The 15,830-nt window shown below is 66.4% G+C and carries 17 protein-coding genes; 6 read left to right on the forward strand and 11 right to left on the reverse strand.

What is annotated here, in order from left to right:
- Positions 1-50: 50 nt before the first annotated feature.
- The 5 genes from OC159_RS04515 to OC159_RS04535 all read left to right on the forward strand — a co-directional run bounded on the left by OC159_RS04515 (position 51) and on the right by OC159_RS04535 (position 5,524).
- Positions 51-956: a LysR family transcriptional regulator gene (locus OC159_RS04515; RefSeq protein ID WP_265499957.1), complete on the forward strand. Its 906-nt coding sequence runs from the start codon at positions 51-53 to the stop codon at positions 954-956.
- A 283-nt stretch (positions 957-1,239) separates the two neighbouring features.
- A complete protein-coding gene (gene purL, locus OC159_RS04520; RefSeq protein WP_265499958.1) occupies positions 1,240-3,420 on the forward strand; it encodes a phosphoribosylformylglycinamidine synthase subunit PurL in 2,181 nt (726 codons plus the stop codon).
- A complete protein-coding gene (locus OC159_RS04525; RefSeq protein WP_265499959.1) occupies positions 3,417-4,559 on the forward strand; it encodes a bifunctional 2-C-methyl-D-erythritol 4-phosphate cytidylyltransferase/2-C-methyl-D-erythritol 2,4-cyclodiphosphate synthase in 1,143 nt (380 codons plus the stop codon). Before purL ends, OC159_RS04525 begins: the two co-directional genes overlap by 4 nt.
- Before the next feature lie 3 nt (positions 4,560-4,562).
- Positions 4,563-5,057 carry a phosphatidylglycerophosphatase A family protein gene (locus tag OC159_RS04530; RefSeq protein ID WP_265499960.1) on the forward strand — a complete coding sequence of 165 codons (495 nt, stop codon included), beginning with the start codon at positions 4,563-4,565 and terminating at the stop codon, positions 5,055-5,057.
- The gene (locus tag OC159_RS04535; protein WP_265499961.1) at positions 5,054-5,524 is read left to right on the forward strand and encodes a CinA family protein; all 471 of its coding nucleotides are present in this window, start codon (positions 5,054-5,056) and stop codon (positions 5,522-5,524) included. The genes OC159_RS04530 and OC159_RS04535 overlap by 4 nt, the downstream gene beginning before the upstream one ends.
- Here the strand turns inward: OC159_RS04535 and OC159_RS04540 are convergent.
- From OC159_RS04540 to OC159_RS04590, 11 genes are all read right to left on the reverse strand, one after another.
- On the reverse strand, positions 5,521-6,561 hold the full coding sequence (locus tag OC159_RS04540; RefSeq protein ID WP_265499962.1) for a threonine aldolase family protein: 1,041 nt from the start codon (positions 6,559-6,561) through the stop codon (positions 5,521-5,523). The two genes, OC159_RS04535 and OC159_RS04540, sit on opposite strands and share 4 nt — an antisense overlap.
- Positions 6,558-6,998, reverse strand: coding sequence for a YcgN family cysteine cluster protein (locus tag OC159_RS04545; RefSeq protein ID WP_265499963.1), 441 nt, complete (start codon positions 6,996-6,998; stop codon positions 6,558-6,560). The genes OC159_RS04540 and OC159_RS04545 overlap by 4 nt, the downstream gene beginning before the upstream one ends.
- Positions 6,998-7,927, reverse strand: a complete 930-nt coding sequence (locus OC159_RS04550) for a bifunctional riboflavin kinase/FAD synthetase (RefSeq protein ID WP_265499964.1) — start codon at positions 7,925-7,927, stop codon at positions 6,998-7,000. Before OC159_RS04550 ends, OC159_RS04545 begins: the two co-directional genes overlap by 1 nt.
- A gap of 34 nt (positions 7,928-7,961) precedes the next feature.
- Positions 7,962-8,405 (reverse strand): MaoC family dehydratase, encoded by a 444-nt coding sequence (locus tag OC159_RS04555; protein WP_265499965.1) that lies wholly within the window; start codon positions 8,403-8,405, stop codon positions 7,962-7,964.
- Between the two features lie 163 nt (positions 8,406-8,568).
- Entirely contained in the window at positions 8,569-9,438 is an 870-nt protein-coding gene (locus OC159_RS04560; protein WP_265499966.1) for a TIGR01459 family HAD-type hydrolase, read from the reverse strand.
- The gene (locus OC159_RS04565) at positions 9,438-10,355 is read right to left on the reverse strand and encodes a manganese-dependent inorganic pyrophosphatase (RefSeq protein WP_265499967.1); all 918 of its coding nucleotides are present in this window, start codon (positions 10,353-10,355) and stop codon (positions 9,438-9,440) included. Before OC159_RS04565 ends, OC159_RS04560 begins: the two co-directional genes overlap by 1 nt.
- 135 nt (positions 10,356-10,490) lie before the next feature.
- Complete coding sequence (locus tag OC159_RS04570) at positions 10,491-11,000, reverse strand: CarD family transcriptional regulator (RefSeq protein ID WP_265499968.1); 510 nt, start codon at positions 10,998-11,000, stop codon at positions 10,491-10,493.
- Positions 11,001-11,291: 291 nt separating this feature from the next.
- Entirely contained in the window at positions 11,292-11,630 is a 339-nt protein-coding gene (fdxA, locus tag OC159_RS04575) for a ferredoxin FdxA (protein WP_265499969.1), read from the reverse strand.
- Positions 11,631-11,660: 30 nt separating this feature from the next.
- Complete coding sequence (locus OC159_RS04580; RefSeq protein WP_265499970.1) at positions 11,661-11,963, reverse strand: RNA-binding S4 domain-containing protein; 303 nt, start codon at positions 11,961-11,963, stop codon at positions 11,661-11,663.
- A gap of 1 nt (position 11,964) precedes the next feature.
- The gene (locus OC159_RS04585) at positions 11,965-14,892 is read right to left on the reverse strand and encodes a helicase-related protein (RefSeq protein ID WP_265500053.1); all 2,928 of its coding nucleotides are present in this window, start codon (positions 14,890-14,892) and stop codon (positions 11,965-11,967) included.
- 9 nt (positions 14,893-14,901) lie between these two features.
- Positions 14,902-15,480: a tetratricopeptide repeat protein gene (locus OC159_RS04590; RefSeq protein WP_265499971.1), complete on the reverse strand. Its 579-nt coding sequence runs from the start codon at positions 15,478-15,480 to the stop codon at positions 14,902-14,904.
- A gap of 61 nt (positions 15,481-15,541) precedes the next feature.
- On the opposite strand from OC159_RS04590, the gene OC159_RS04595 reads away from it, so the two are divergent.
- Positions 15,542-15,826: an SCP2 sterol-binding domain-containing protein gene (locus tag OC159_RS04595; protein WP_265499972.1), complete on the forward strand. Its 285-nt coding sequence runs from the start codon at positions 15,542-15,544 to the stop codon at positions 15,824-15,826.
- Positions 15,827-15,830: the final 4 nt, after the last annotated feature.

The raw sequence follows: 15,830 nt of genomic DNA on the forward strand, positions 1-15,830 counted from the left end.
AGTCAGGTCTGCAAAAATCGCATGGCTGTCATGACAGGAATGTAACAAGGATGGACTGGGACAAGCTTCGAATCTTTCACGCGGTGGCCGATGCGGGCAGCCTGACCCATGCCGGCGATGCGCTGCATCTGTCGCAGTCGGCGGTGAGCCGTCAGATTCGCGCACTCGAGGAGTCCCTCGGCACGACCCTGTTCCACCGCCACGCCCGCGGCCTGATTCTCACCGAACAGGGAGAGCTGCTGTTCGAGGCCACGTCGTCCATGGCGCGCAAGCTGGAGGGGGCGTCCGCCCGCATCCGCGACAGCGAGGAAAACGTCTTTGGCGAGCTGAAGGTGACCGCCACCGTCGGCTTCGGCACGCTGTGGCTGGCCCCGCGCCTGGTCAAGCTCTATGAAAAGTTTCCCGACCTGCGCATCGACCTGATGCTCGAAGAACGCGTCCTGGACCTGCCCATGCGAGAGGCCGACGTCGCCATCCGCATGAAAGAGCCCAGCCAGTCGGACCTGATCCGCCGCAGGCTCTTGAACATCCGCATGCGTCTCTATGCCAGCCCGGACTACCTGTCGTCGCGGGGCGTTCCCACGACTCTGGCGGAACTCGGCAAGCACCGGCTGATCTGCCAGAAGCCGGACCTGCCGCAGGTCGCCGCAGGCGCGCGCCTCGTGCAGGAGCTGATGTCGCAGAACGTCGGATCGACCCTGACCGTCAACAACTATTTCGGCGTCCTTCAGGCGGTGCTGGCCAACCTCGGGATCGGCGTGCTGCCCGACTATCTGACCGCCGACCACCCGAACCTGGTCCGCGTCTTTCCCGACGTCGAATCGGGCGAGGTGCCGGTCTTCCTCGCCTATCCCGAGGAACTGCGCCAGACCCGCCGCGTGGCGGTCTTCCGCGACTTCGTTCTCGAGGAAATTCAAGCCTATCGCCGCTTTCAGAGCGAAGCCGGAGCGGCTTGAAACCGTACGCACTTCAAACCCGCCGCGCAGCCATAACGTGATTGCATGGCGGCTATGACATCCAGATGGGTGCAATTGTCTTGAAGAGTTCACACTCTGCACATAGATCGGGCTTCGAAGGCGATGGTCAGCTTAATCGCTCATCACCTTCTACCTCCCTGTTGGACTTAGGCCGGGCTTCGTGCCCGGCTTTTTTTTGTCTCGCGCCCCGCGTCTGCGGCCTTTCCATGCACGGCGGCAACGCCTAAAAGGCGCGTGATTTCATGCGCAGGAAGGCTCGATCATGCAGGACCCCCAGATCACTCCGGAACTGATCGCCGCGCACGGGCTCAAGCCCGACGAATACGACAGCATCCTGCAGATCATCGGGCGAGAGCCGACGTTCACGGAACTGGGCATCTTCAGCGCCATGTGGAACGAGCACTGCTCCTACAAGTCGTCGAAGAAATGGCTGCGCACCCTGCCGACCGATGGCCCGCAGGTCATCTGCGGCCCGGGCGAAAACGCGGGCGTCGTGGACATCGGCGACGGTCAGGCCGTGGTCTTCAAGATGGAGAGCCACAACCACCCCAGCTATATCGAGCCGCACCAGGGTGCCGCGACCGGCGTGGGCGGTATCCTGCGCGACGTCTTCACCATGGGCGCCCGCCCGATCGCCGCGATGGACGCGCTGTCCTTCGGGCGGCCCGACCATCCCAAGACCCCGCACCTGGTCAAGGGGGTCGTCGAGGGCATCGGCGCCTATGGCAACGCCTTCGGCGTGCCGAACGTCGGCGGAGAAGTTCGCTTCCACTCCAGCTATGACGGCAACTGCCTGGTCAACGCCTTCGCGGCGGGTCTGGCAGATGCCGACAAGATCTTCTATTCCGCAGCATCCGGTGTCGGTATGCCGGTTGTCTACCTCGGCGCCAAGACCGGCCGCGACGGCGTCGGCGGGGCGACCATGGCCAGCGCCGAATTCGACGACACGATCGAGGAAAAGCGCCCGACCGTGCAGGTCGGTGACCCCTTCACGGAAAAATGCCTGCTCGAAGCCTGCCTGGAGCTGATGGCGTCTGGCTCGGTGATCTCGATCCAGGACATGGGCGCGGCTGGCCTGACCTGTTCCGCGGTCGAGATGGGCGACAAGGGCGGCCTCGGCATCAAGCTGACGCTGGACCACGTCCCGCAGCGCGAAACCGGGATGACGGCGTACGAGATGATGCTGTCGGAATCCCAGGAACGCATGCTGATGGTGCTGAAGCCCGAGAAAGAGGCCGAGGCCCGCGCGATCTTCGAGAAATGGGACCTCGACTTCGCCATCGTGGGCGAGACCATCCCCGAGGATCGCTTCCTGATCCTGCACGGAAACGAGGTGATGGCCGACCTGCCGCTGTCGAAGCTCAGCTCCAGCGCGCCGGAATACGACCGCCCCTGGATCGAGACGCCCGCGGCTGCCGACGCCGCGCCGCTGCCGCAGATCGCGCCGGTCGCCGCGCTGCGCGCGCTGATCGGCAGCCCGAACCACGCCCACAAGTCCTGGGTCTGGGAACAGTACGACACGCAGGTCGGCGCCGATACCGTCCGCCGCCCCGGCATGGGCGCTGGCGTGGTGCGCGTTCACGGCACCCGCAAAGCGCTGGCCTTCACCAGCGACGTGACGCCCCGCTATGTCCGCGCGAACCCGTTCGAGGGCGGCAAGCAGGCCGTGGCCGAGGCCTATCGCAACCTGACGGCCGTGGGGGCGCTGCCGCTGGCCACGACCGACAACCTGAACTTTGGCAACCCCGAAAAGCCCGAGATCATGGGCCAGCTGGTCGGCGCCATCAAAGGCATCGGAGAGGCATGTCGTGCGCTCGACTTTCCCATCGTGTCGGGCAACGTCTCGCTTTACAACGAAACCGACGGCAAGGGCATCCTGCCCACCCCGACCATCGGCGGCGTCGGCCTGATCGTCGATCTGGACGACATGATCGCCGGCCTGCCCTCGGACGGCGACATGGCACTGGTGATCGGCGAAACGCGCGGCCACCTGGGCCAAAGCTCCCTGGCCTTCGAGGCCTTCGGCCGCGAGGACGGCGATGCTCCCCATGTCGATCTGGCCGCAGAGCGGCGGAACGGAGAGTTCCTGCGCGCCCACCGCCAGCACCTTTCCTCGGCTACGGACCTGTCGGACGGCGGCCTGGCGCTTGCCGCGTTCGAGATGGCAGAGGCCGCAGGACTTGGCGTCACGCTGGACAGCGACGACATCGCGCATCTCTTCGGTGAAGACCAGGCCCGCTATCTTGTCGCATGCACTGCGGATGCCGCCAAGGCGCTGACCAAGGCCGCCGCGGTTGCCGGCGTCCCCGTCGCGGCCGTGGGCCGCTTCGGTGGCGACGCGGTCGCCTTCGGCACCGACAGCGCGCCGATGCCGGACCTGTCGCACCTCTACCGCACGGCCTTCGCGCAAGCCATCAGGGGCGACATGCCGGACCACGCATGACCCTGCGAGCCCCGGCAGGCTTCGCCGCACTGATCACGGCTGCGGGTCGCGGAACGCGCGCCGGCGGTGGTCGCCCCAAGCAATGGAGAGAGGTTGCCGGCCGTCCCGTGCTCGACCACGCCATCGAGGCGTTCCGGGGCTTCGACCGGATCGTTCTGATAGTCCACCCCGACGATATGGCCGAGGCCCTGACCCGCTATGCCGGCACGCTGACCATCGTCAGCGGCGCCGACACACGCTCGGCCAGCGTCCGGGCGGGACTGGCGGCGCTCGAGGGCCAGGCAAGCCACGTTCTGATCCATGACGGCGCGCGGCCCCTTGTCTCGGCCGATGTCATCCGCGGCGTCATTGACTCGCTGCAATCTGGCGCCGAGGCTGCGGCACCTGCCCTGCCCGTGTCCGACGCACTCTGGCGCGGGCAGCAGGGGCAGGTGGCCGGGACGACGCCGCGCGACGGGCTCTATCGGGCGCAGACGCCGCAGGGCTTTGTCCTGCAGCGCATCATCGCGGCGCATGATGCGGGCGCCGATGCCGCAGACGACGTGGAACTGGCCCGGCAGGCGGGAATGGCGGTTGTCATCACGCCGGGGTCGGAAGACAATCTGAAGATCACCTATCCCGCCGACTTCGCGCGGGCCGAACGCATTCTGGGAGGTGCCATGGATATTCGCCTTGGCAATGGCTATGACGTGCACGCCTTCGGGCCAGGGGATCACGTGACGCTCTGCGGGGTGCGCGTGGCCCATGACGCGGGGCTGGTCGGGCATTCCGACGCCGATGTCGGCATGCACGCCCTGACGGACGCCATCTATGGGGCGCTGGCGCAGGGCGACATAGGGCGCCACTTCCCGCCTTCGGACCTGCAGTGGAAGGGCGCCGACAGCGCGATCTTCCTGTCCCATGCGGCCCAGCTTGCCCGTACGATGGGGTTTCGCTTCGGCAACGCCGACGTCACCCTGATCTGCGAGGCTCCCAAGATCGGACCGCACGCCGCAGCCATGCAGGACCGCATTTGCGACATCATGAAGCTGGAAGCCGGCCGCGTCAGCGTCAAGGCCACCACGTCAGAGCAACTTGGCTTCACCGGCCGGCGCGAGGGCATCGCCGCCATTGCCACCGCGACACTCATCAAGGACTAGGACATGGAACGCCTGCTCTGCATCTGGTTCGGCGCCGGGCTGCTGCGCCCCGGCCCAGGCACCTGGGGATCGATCGTCGCCGTTGGCCTTGGCCTGCTGCTGCACCGCATCGGGCATTTCCCGCTGCTGGCGCTGGCGACCGGGCTGGTCATCCCACTGGGGTTCTGGGCCGTCCGCCGCCACACGGCAGGCATGACCGATCCCGACCGCCCTGAGATCGTCATCGACGAGATCGGCGGCCAGTGGGTGGCGCTGCTGTTCCCGTCCTTCGGGTTCTGGATGATGGGCCTGCCCGCCGACAGCTTCCCCTATCCGGGCTGGGTGGCGGCCTTCCTGTTCTTCCGCCTGTTCGACATCTGGAAGCCCGGCATCGTCGGCCGGGTCGACCGGCGGCACGACGTGCGCGGCGTCATGGTCGACGACCTCTGGGCCGGCATCTTCGCGGGTCTGGCGACGATGGTGGCGGCCGCGGCCTTTCACATCCCGATGATGCTATGAGCGTCGCCGCCGAGGTTCTGGAGGCCGCCCGCGCCCGCCGCGTGCTGATCGCGACTGCCGAAAGCTGCACCGGAGGGCTGATCGCCGGCGCCCTGACCGAGGTTCCGGGGTCGTCCGACGCCGTCGACCGCGGCTTCGTCACCTACTCCAACGTCGCCAAGATGCAGATGCTGGGCGTGCAGCGCGACACGCTGGCGGATCATGGCGCCGTCAGCGAGGAAGTGGCGGGAGAAATGGCGGCGGGTGCGCTCCGCAACTCCGATGCCGGTATCGTCATATCGGTCACCGGCATCGCAGGCCCCGGCGGGTCAGAGCATAAGCCCGAAGGCCGTGTCTGCTTCGGCGTTGCGCAGCACTTCGGCGTCACCACCTCGACAGTCGAGTTCGGCGCCATCGGCCGCCAGCGCGTCCGCGCGGCCACGGTCGAGCATGCGCTGAACCTGCTTCTGGACGCGCTGCGGACCTAGCCGCGCAGGATTGCCGCCAGCGCCTCGACGTGATCGTCCGGCGTGTCCCAGGCACAGACCAGCCGTAACGGCACGGGGTTCATCCCCTCGGCCGACTTGTCAGGCCAGAGGTAATAGACAGCGCCGGCCGCCCTGGCGCGTGCATGCGTTTCCGCCGGAATCGCCGCAAAGACGGCGTTCGACTGCACGGGCTGCAGCAGGTGTCCACCCCCGGCCTCGACCGCTTCGGCAAGGGCTCGGGCCTTGGCATTGGCGGCATCCGCCAGCTTCAGCCACAGCCCATCGGTCGCCAGCGCCAGCATCTGCGCCGCCAGGAAGCGGCTTTTGGAAAAGACATGCCCCGACTGCTTGCGGCGATAGTCGAAGGCCTCGGCGCGCCCGGCGTCGAAGAAGACGACAGCCTCGGCGGCCATGGCGCCGTTCTTGGTTCCCCCCAGGCACAGCGCGTCCACCCCGGCCCGCCAGGTCAGATCGGCCGCACTGCAACCAAGCGACGCCACCGCGTTCGAGAACCGGGCGCCGTCCATGTGCAGCGGCAGCCCCGCCTCTTTCGCGACGGCGGCCAGGTCGGCAACCTCGGCCGGGGTATGGACGGTGCCCCATTCCGTTGCATTGGTGATCGACACCATCGCGTTCCGTCCTCCGTTCAGGCCCCCGCCTGCGCCGACACGGATCGCTTCGGCCAGAACCTCGGGCAACAGCTTGCCACCCGTGCCGGGCAGCGTCACCAGCTTCGCCCCGTGCGAAAAGAACTCGGGCGCGGCGCATTCGCTGGTCTCGATATGCGCGTCATCATGGCAATAGATGCGGCCGAAGGGCGGCGACAGCTGCGCGCAGACCAGCGCATTGGCGGCCGTTCCCGTCGCCACGAAGCGCACCACCGCCTCCGGCGCGTCCACAAGATCGCGGATAGCGGCCTCGGCCTCGGCCGTGACGGGATCCGCGCCGTACCCCATCATTGCACCCGAGTTCGCCCGCTCAAGCGCGGCCATCACGGCAGGATGGGCGGCATAGGCGTTGTCGGATGCAAAGTTCATGACAGGTCCTCGATGATATGGTCTTCCCAATCGTCTTCAGTGACGGTCAATTCGCTGACGGTCCAGCCGCGCACGCTGACGCCCGCCTTGTGTACGCTGTCCCGGTCGCCCGAAATCAGGTAGTGCCAGTCATAGAGCGGCTTGCCCTCGTGGCGCAGGCGATAGGCGCAGGTCGCGGGCAGCCACCACGCGATCTCGCGGATCTTCGCGGGCGTCAGCACAACGCAGTCCGGAACATAGTCGTGGCGGTTGGCATAGCTGCTGCACCGGCACGCCTCGCCGTCCAGCAGCTTGCAGGCGACGCGGGTGAAGGCCAACTCGTTCGTGTCCTCGAACTCGATCTTGTTCAGGCAGCACTTGCCGCACCCGTCGCAGAGCGCCTCCCATTCCTCGCCGGTCAGCTTGGGAAGCGGCAGCTCCCAGAAACGGTCACGCATCAGCGGCCCGCCAGCAGGCGCCGGGCGTCCTGCGCATCATGGGCGATCTGGGCGATCAGCGTCTCGACATCGACGAACTTCGCCTCGTCGCGCACGAAATCGACCAGCGCCACCGAGAGGTGCTGCCCGTAAAGGTCGCCCGAAAAATCGAAGAGGTGCACCTCGAGATTGGGTTCGTTCTTGCCGAACATCGGCCGCACGCCAAGTGAAGCGACCCCCTGGCACGACAGCCGGTCCGGCCCCGTCAGGACATCGACCAGCACCGCATAAACGCCAAGCCGCGGCAGGTGCAGCCCGTCCATGCGCATGTTCGCCGTCGGCCAGCCGAAGTCCCGGCCGCGTTTGTCGCCATGCACGACCTCGCCTTCGATCCGGTGCCAGTGGCCCAGCATGCGCCCCGCGTCATGCGTCCGCCCCTCGGTCAGGGCCTGACGGATCGCGGTCGAGCTGTATTCCGCCCCTTCGGCGCCGACCAGCGGAACGATGGTGACGCCGAAGCCCAGTTGCCGGCCCAGGTCGCACAGGGTCCCGGCCGTTCCGGCGCGGTTCTTGCCAAAGCAGAAATCGGCCCCCACAGTGACATGAGCGACGCCCAGCCCCTCGACCAGAACCTCGCGGGCAAAGGCTTCGGGCGACAGTCCCGCCAGAACGGGCCCGAAGGGCAGTTCGTAAAGCTGCGTGACGCCAAGCCGCGCCAAGCGGTTCGCCCGCGCCTCGGCGTTCATCAGCCGGAATGAAGGCCCGTCTCCCGCAAAATATTCCCGCGGATGCGGCTCGAAGGTCACAATTCCCAGTGGTGCAGCGGCGGCAGCGCGGGCGACGTCAATGACGGCTCGATGCCCCTTGTGGACGCCGTCGAAGTTGCCCATGGCAACCGTCGCGCCGCATGCCTCTGCCGGAAGTCCGGTCCAATCGCGATGGATCTGCAATGCGCCCCCACTGGAACGCTGGATGCGCGTCCCTTCAGTCGAACTTGCGGCTTGGGGCCAGCACGACCGCCTCGCCTTTCAGCACGACCGTATCGCCCACGAGGCACCGGGTTGCAAGCGTGACACGCCGTTTCGCGTGGTCGATCGTCTCGACGGTCACTTCGGCGCGCACGAGGTCGCCAGGACGCACCGGCGCCATGAACTTGAGCGTCTGCCCCAGATAGACCGTCCCATGCCCCGGAAGCTGTTCCCCTATCACCGCCGACACCAGGCCCGCGGTCAGCATGCCGTGGGCGATCCGCCCCTCGAAGATCGTGTCCCGCGCATAGTCCTCGTCCAGGTGCACCGGGTTGCGGTCGGTGGACACCTCGGCAAACATCTCGATGTCGCGGTCGGTTATGTGCTTTTGCAGGTACCGCGTCATCCCGATCTCGAGATCCTCGATGACGATCGTGCCGCGGGGAAGGTTGTCCAGCATCCTGCGCTCCACTTGCGTTATCCGTTCCCTGTTCGCATTTTGCTTAGCAGCGTGAATACTTCAGCGCAACAAAATTTCCAGAAGAACCAGATAAAGGCAGCAAAGTGTCCGTCATCGCAAGATTGGAGGCGCCCGCTCCCGAGGGGCAGGCGCCTTGATTGTTTCAGCGAAGCCTGCCGATCGCGTAGGTGGGGGATCGCTGCTGCACCGACAGCCAGTCGCGCAGCAATGTGGCATCGGGGTTCTCGACATCGCTGCCGAAGGCATCTGCGGCCAGCCCGCCGGTGACGAAGATCGAGTCGATACCCTGCGCCTCGGCACCCTTGATGTCGGTCGCGATCCCGTCGCCGACCGCCAGGATGCGCGCGTCCGCGCCAAGCCCCATCAGCTTGCGCGCCCGATCATAGATAGGTGCATGCGGCTTGCCGAAATAGAGGGCCTTGCCGCCCATGCTCTCGTAGTACTCGGCCAGGGCGCCTGCGCAATAGATGCGCGTCTCGCCCAGGTCCACAACGATGTCGGGATTGGCGCACAGCATCGGCAGACCCCGGTCGCGCGCCGACAGGAACCGCTCGCGATAATCCTCGGGCGTCTCGTGCAGCTCGTCGAAGGGGCCCGAGGCGACGATGCCCTCGGCCTCCTCCAACTTAACGCGACTGACCGGGGCAGCGTCGCGGTGATCGTCCGGGATGTCGGTAAAGAAGCCGAGGTCCTTTTCGGTCCCGATGTGCCACAGCTTGCGGCCAACGGCGCCGTCGAACATGGCGTCCTGCGCCGCATCGCCCGAACTGACCACAAGATCCCAACAGTCGCGCGGCACGTCCATGCGGTCCAGCTGGCGGATCACGTACTGGTTCGGCCGCGGCGCGTTGGTCATCAGGCAGACCTTGCCGCCCTGCGCCCGGAACGCCTGCAACGCCGCGACGGCGGCGGCGAAGGGGTGCTTGCCATTGTGCAGGCAACCCCAAAGATCGCAGAACAGCGCGTCATAGCTGGCCGAGATCTCGGCCAGCGAAGTGATGATGCGAGTCATCAGACGGCCAGGACCGGGATGATCTGCTTCTTGCGGCTCATGACGCCCGGCAGGACCACCGTGTCGCCGGTGACGGTGACACCAAAGCTGCGCTCGGCGACCGACTTGACGAAGTCGTTGGGGACCAGCAGCGTCGCTTCCTCGCGGAGGATGTCGACAACGAACAGCAGGACGTGGTCTGCAGCGTCCTCGGCTGCAACGCCGGGCATGGCGGCCATCAGCGCGGCCTTGCGGTCCAGCAGGACCTGCGGCGCCGTGGTTTCCAGGACCGAGACGCGCAGCTGCTTGCCGCCCAGCTCGTATTCCTTGCTGTCCATGCGCAGCAGCGCGGCGTCACTGAAGGCGCTGACGTCGGACTTGGCGGCGAACATCTCGGACGCGAAGTCGGCGACGTTGACGCCAAGGTCAACGGCCAGCTTCTCGGCCACGGCGCGGTCATGCGGCGTGGTGGTCGGGCTGCGGAATTCCAGCGTGTCGGACAGGATGCAGGTCAGCATCGCGCCCTTGATGCCCTCGGGCGCGCGGGCCATGTCATCGCCGATCAGGTCGTGCATGATGGTCGCGGTGCAGGCCAGGGGACGGATCGTGATGTTGATCGGTGCACGTGTCTTGATGCCGCCGGCCAGCAGGTGGTGGTCGATGATCTCGATGACCTCGGCCTCGTTCATCGAAGCCGGCAGTTCGGCCGGGTTGTTGGTGTCCACGATCACACAGCGGTCGCCGGCGGCGACATCGGCGATGATCTGCGGTTTCGCCAGGCTCCAGCGGTCGAGCATCCAGGCGGCCTCGGTGTTGGGCTCGCCCTGCAGGACCGCCTCGGCCGGGGTCTTGCGGCATTCGGTCAGGTACCAGGCCCAGATGATGGGCGAGCCGGTCGAATCCGTGTCCGGAGAGGTGTGGCCGAAGACCTTGATCATGATGTGCCTCAGATACTGTGCTTTGATGCTGGCCGCCTTATACCAGCCCGACCATCGTTGTCCACGACCGGAACAACGCCCCTGTAACGCAAAGAGGCGCCACGGGGACGCCTCTGAGGATCATTCTTGGGTGGATCAGGCCGCGCGCGTCATCAGGACTTCCTCGACGCGCTTCTGGGCGCCCCCTTCGTCCAGCCCGCCGACAGCCGCGACCTCGCGCGTCAGGCGGTCCAGAGCGGCCTCATAGAGCTGACGCTCGGAATAGGACTGCTCGCGCTGGTCGTCGCTGCGGTGCAGGTCGCGCACAACCTCGGCGATCGACATCAGGTCGCCCGAGTGGATCTTCTGTTCATACTCTTGCGCACGGCGCGACCACATGGCCCGCTTGACGCGGGCCTTGCCCTTCAGCGTCTCCAGCGCACGGTCGATCAGGTCGGGGGTCGACAGGCTGCGCATTCCGATCTCGCTGGCGCGGGCGGTCGGCACGCGCAGGGTCATCTTGTCCTTGTCGAACGAAATCACGAACATCTCCAGGCGAAGCCCCGCGACTTCCTGTTCTTCGATCGACACGATGCGACCGACGCCGTGGGCCGGATAGACGACAAAGTCATCGGGGCGGAATTCGTTCTTCTTGGATTTCGACATCTGGCTTCCTCTGGTACGCGCCCGGATGACGGGCACAAAGGGCCGCAGGGGGGCTTCACCCCCCTCGGTCCATCTTGATCCTGACAGGTCTCTCCGTCCCGGCAGAGGGCGCGGAGGTGGCAACATGCGGCAAGGTCTTGCAGACGATGCGCTACTTGAGGGAATATAACACAAAAATGACGCCAGAAAAAGCGTCAGGATTGATGCCGGTTTTCGGTCGGCACCTACAAAAATTCTCATACTCGTCAGCGACTTGCAGATCGCGGCGCGGACGCTGCGACCCGAATCGGTTCAGTCGCCCTCGCCCGGCGCTTCCGAGAAGTACTTCTCCAGCTTGCCGGCCTGCCCATCCATGTCGGCCGCCGTCGGCAGCGGGTCCTTCTTGCGGGTGATGACAGGCCACATCTCGGAATATTTACGATTGAATTCGACCCACGTATCCATGTCCGGCTCGGTGTCCGGACGAATCGCGTCGGCAGGACATTCCGGCTCGCAGACGCCGCAGTCGATGCATTCGTCGGGATGGATGACCAGCGTGTTCTCACCCTCGTAGAAACAGTCCACGGGGCAAACCTCGACGCAGTCCGTGTATTTGCACATGATGCAGTTGTCGGTCACCACATAGGTCATCGGGTCGCTCTTGCCTTGATGTTCGGAGTGTCACGTAGTCGCTTCGGGCGGATCAATCAACCCGTCGCGATCTTCAGTGTAGAGGTGCTGCGCCTCGGACGCCGGGCCGCGGCGGGCCGCCAAGCCCGCGATGGTCAGGACCCGCACATGGCCATGCGCCGAGACCGTCAGCCGGTCACCGGGCCGGACGGACCGACCGGGCTTGCGGCAGGGCTGGCCGTTCACGCGGATGCCGCCGCCCTCGATGCGGTCCGCTGCCAGGCCTCGCGTCTTGAAGAGGCGCGCGTAGAACAGCCATTTGTCCAGCCTCAGGCCACCGGCCTCTTCGGTCACGTCAGTTCTTGTCCTTCAGCGCCGCCAGGATCGCAAACGGGCTGTCTGGATCGGCCTTCTTCTCGGGGCGCGAGGAGAAGGTCTTGGGCCCCTGGTGCGCCGGCTTGCCGCCCTTCTTCGGGCCGCCGAACTTGCCGCCGGGCTTGCCGTGGCCACCGCGGCGTTCGCCCTGCGGCGCATCGCCCCGCGGGCCGTCCTGGCGCGGACCTTCGCGGCGGGCGCCCTCCGGCTGTTGCGCGTCGCGCTGCCCGTCCCGGCGCTGACCGCCACGGCGCCCTTCACCCTGCGGCCGATCCCCTTGCGGGCGATCTCCCTGCGGGCGGCGGTTGCCACGGGGCTTCGGCGCCCAACGGAACGTGTAGAACGTCTCCATCTCGGGTGCGGGGGCATCCTCGGGGGCAGCTTCCGCGTCAGGCGCCTCGGCCAGCCGCTTTTCGGCCTGCTCTGCCTCCCAACGGGCGCGGGTTTCCGCGGCCAGAACCGACTCTTCCTCGGTCAGGGGCGCGTCGGAACCCTCACTCTCGGGTGCAGGGGTGACGACAGGCGTCTCGACAGCCTTGACCTTGGCCCGCTCGCCCTTTTCGGCAGCGTAGCCCAGCCCCTGCATCAGGCCCGAGAACTGTTCCAGAGTCATGCCGGTGATGGACAGCATGTCGGGATTGGCTTCGAACCCGCCACGGGTATCCTGCGCACGCAGCAGGTCGGCCAGACGTTCCAGCATGTCGATGCGGATCGCGCGGTCGCCGGCGGGACGATAACCCGACAGCGTATAGACCTGGTCGGGCACCTCGGTCAGGTGCGGGATGGTCACCAGGCCAGGGGGCGGACTTTCCGGGAACTCGGACATCCCCTCGGTCAGCGACCACAGCACAAGGCGCAGCCGCGTCGGCGCGGGCTTCAGCAGCGCCGGCATGAAGATGGTGAATTGGCCAAAGCGGACGCCGTGCTTGCGCAGCGCGCCACGGGCCTCCTGGTCCAGATCCTTGACCTCGGCGGCAATGCCGTCGCGGGACAGGATGCCAAGCGCCTCGACCAGCCGGAAGGCAAAGCCGCGGGCCAGGCCGGTCAGTGCCTCGTCCTTCTGCAGTGCGATCAGCGGCTCGAACAGCGCCGCGACCTTGCGGTCGATGAAATGCTGCGCACGCTTGCGCACCTTGTCGGCGATGTCGGCACCGGCTTCCTCGTCCACGAAGACCTCGACGCCGGGATGCAGCGGGTCGGAGCCCTTGACCAGCTTGCCGACGGCTTGGTTGCCCCACATGAGCCCGCCCTGCTCGGTATAGTCCATCTCGGTGTCGGGGGCATTGTAGAAGCGGTCGGCGCGCAGGTGGAACTCGGGGCGCAGCGCCTCGTAGCTGGCGCGGTTCAGCATCTTCGCCTCGTCCGCCGTCGCGGTCTGGTCGGGGCGGAAGCGGAATCCTTCCAGCCGACCGGCGAATTCGCCCTCGACCGTCACTTCGCCCTTGTCATTCACTTCGGCCACGAGGCTCTCCTTCTGGTTGAGCCGGCGCAGAAGCACGGATGTGCGCCGGTCCACAAATCTCTGGGTCAGCGCCGCATGCAGCGCATCTGACAGGCGGTCTTCTACAGCGCGCGTCTCGGCTCGCCAATGCTTTTCGTCCGCAACCCAGTTCGTTCTTTGCGCGACATAGGTCCAGGTCCGGATATAGGCCAGCCGCTTCGAGATGGCGTCGATGTCGCCATGGGTCTTGTCGATGCGCTTGATCGCGCGGTCCAGCCAGTCTGCAGGAATATGTCCATCCTGAAGGAAACCGAAGATTCGCGCCAGAAGCGTCGCGTGTTCCATCTGCGAGATGCCGCGGAAATCGGGCACCCGGCAGACCTCCCACAGCAGGCGGACGTCCTTGCCGCCCTGCACGCGGTCGCGGATCTCGGGCAGCTCGCGCAGGATCTTCAGCGCGGCGACGTCATCGGCCTCACGGCCCCGGGACAAAAGCTCGTGTCCCGAGGCCGCTTCAAGGCTGTCGACCAACCGGTCCATCGTCCCGAACTCCAGCGCGCCGTTGCGCCAGGTCAGGCGCTGGATCGGCGCGAAGCGGTGGTTCTCCAGCGCGTCGATCAACCCCTCGTCCAGCAGTTGCGCGTCGCCGGTGACGCCGAAGGTGCCGGATTCGGTGTGCCGCCCTGCCCGTCCGGCGATCTGGCCCATCTCGTGGGGAAACAGCGGGCGGACCCGGCGGCCGTCGAATTTGTGCGTGGCGCTGAAGGCGACGTGGCGGATGTCCAGGTTCAGACCCATTCCGATGGCGTCGGTGGCAACGAGGTAATCGACCTCGCCGTTCTGGTACATCTCGACCTGCGCATTGCGGGTCCGGGGCGACAGGGCGCCCATGACGACGGCGCAGCCCCCCTTTTGGCGGCGGATCAACTCGGCCATGGCATAGACATCATCGACGCTGAAGCCGACGATGGCGCTGCGCGCAGGCATCCGCGACAGCTTCTTGGACCCCGACCAGGTCAAGGTCGAGAACCTTTCACGCCGCACGAACTGCGCCTCGGGAACCAGCGCGGCGATGGCCGGGCGCATCGTGTCGCTGCCCAGGAACAGCGTCTCGTGCAGGCCGCGCATGTTCAGCAGCCGGTCGGTGAAGACGTGGCCCCGTTCGGGGTCGGCGCACAGCTGGATCTCGTCGATGGCGACGAAATCGGCGGCGATGTCGGGCATCGCCTCGGTCGTGGCAACCCAATACTGGACGCGGTCGGGGACAATCCGCTCTTCCCCCGTCACCAGCGCCACGACCGATGGGCCGCGTGCCTTGACGATGCGGTCATAGACCTCCCGGGCCAAAAGCCGCAGCGGCAGGCCGATGACGCCCGTCCGGTGGCCCAGCATCCGCGAGATGGCGTGATGCGTCTTGCCCGTATTGGTGGGCCCCAGGATGGCGGTGATCCGCCCGCGCGTCGTCATGTTCATGCCCTAGATATCGGTGCCGAGGCGCTTGCGTTCCAGACGTGCCGCACCGTCGATTGCTTCCTGCTGGTGGGGATGGATCTTCAGGCTCTCGCGATAGGCGGCCAAGGCGCGGTCGTCCTGCCCCATCTCCTCCAGCATGACGCCCAGCTGCGTCAGGGCGGCGAAGTGGCGCGGTTCCAGCTGCAGGGTGCGCGCCAGATCGGCCAGCGCGGGGCCGAACTGTCCCGCCGCTGCATAGGCCGCGGCCCGCGCATGAAAGCCTGCGGCGAAGTCCGGGGCGTGATCCGTCAGCGCCGTCAGGTGGCCGACGGCTGCGGGGATGTCCCCCATGTCCAGCGCGGCCTCTCCTCTCTGCAGCAGCACGTCCATGGCGGGCGATCCGGACCGCGACCATTCCCGCAGGATGTCGCTTTCGGCGTTCCGCCAGCCTTCGCCTTCCGATTGAGCGAGCCGATCGAAAGCGTCGTTGAGCGTGTCTTGTGCGACGGCAGGGAAGGCGGTAGCAGATATGAGTAAGATCGTCAGAAGATTGCGACGCAGTGCCGTGACGGCATCATGGAAAATGTTACGGTCCAGGCGCATAACTGTGGTGTAACCCAGCCCGCAGGTCGGGCGCCAGACAAAGCGCGTTGAAAGGACCAAAATGAGCGATGTTGTGAATGCCGCCGTCGAAAAGCTGAGCAAGAAGATCGGCACCTTCGGATCGACCGCCAAGTTCGTGATCAAGGACGAAGGCGCGATCATGATCGACGAAAGCGGCGTGCGCGCAGGCGACGAGGAGGCCGAGGTGACGCTGATCGCCAGCCGCGAGACCTTCGAGGGGATTCTGAACGGCGACGTGAACCCCGCCACCGCCTTCATGACCGGGAAACTGAAGATCGACGGCTCGATGGGCGTGGCGATGCAGCTGGGCCAGGCGCTCTCCTGAGTTG

This window comes from Paracoccus beibuensis (assembly GCF_026162625.1).
GTDB classification, from domain to species: Bacteria; Pseudomonadota; Alphaproteobacteria; order Rhodobacterales; family Rhodobacteraceae; genus Paracoccus; species Paracoccus beibuensis.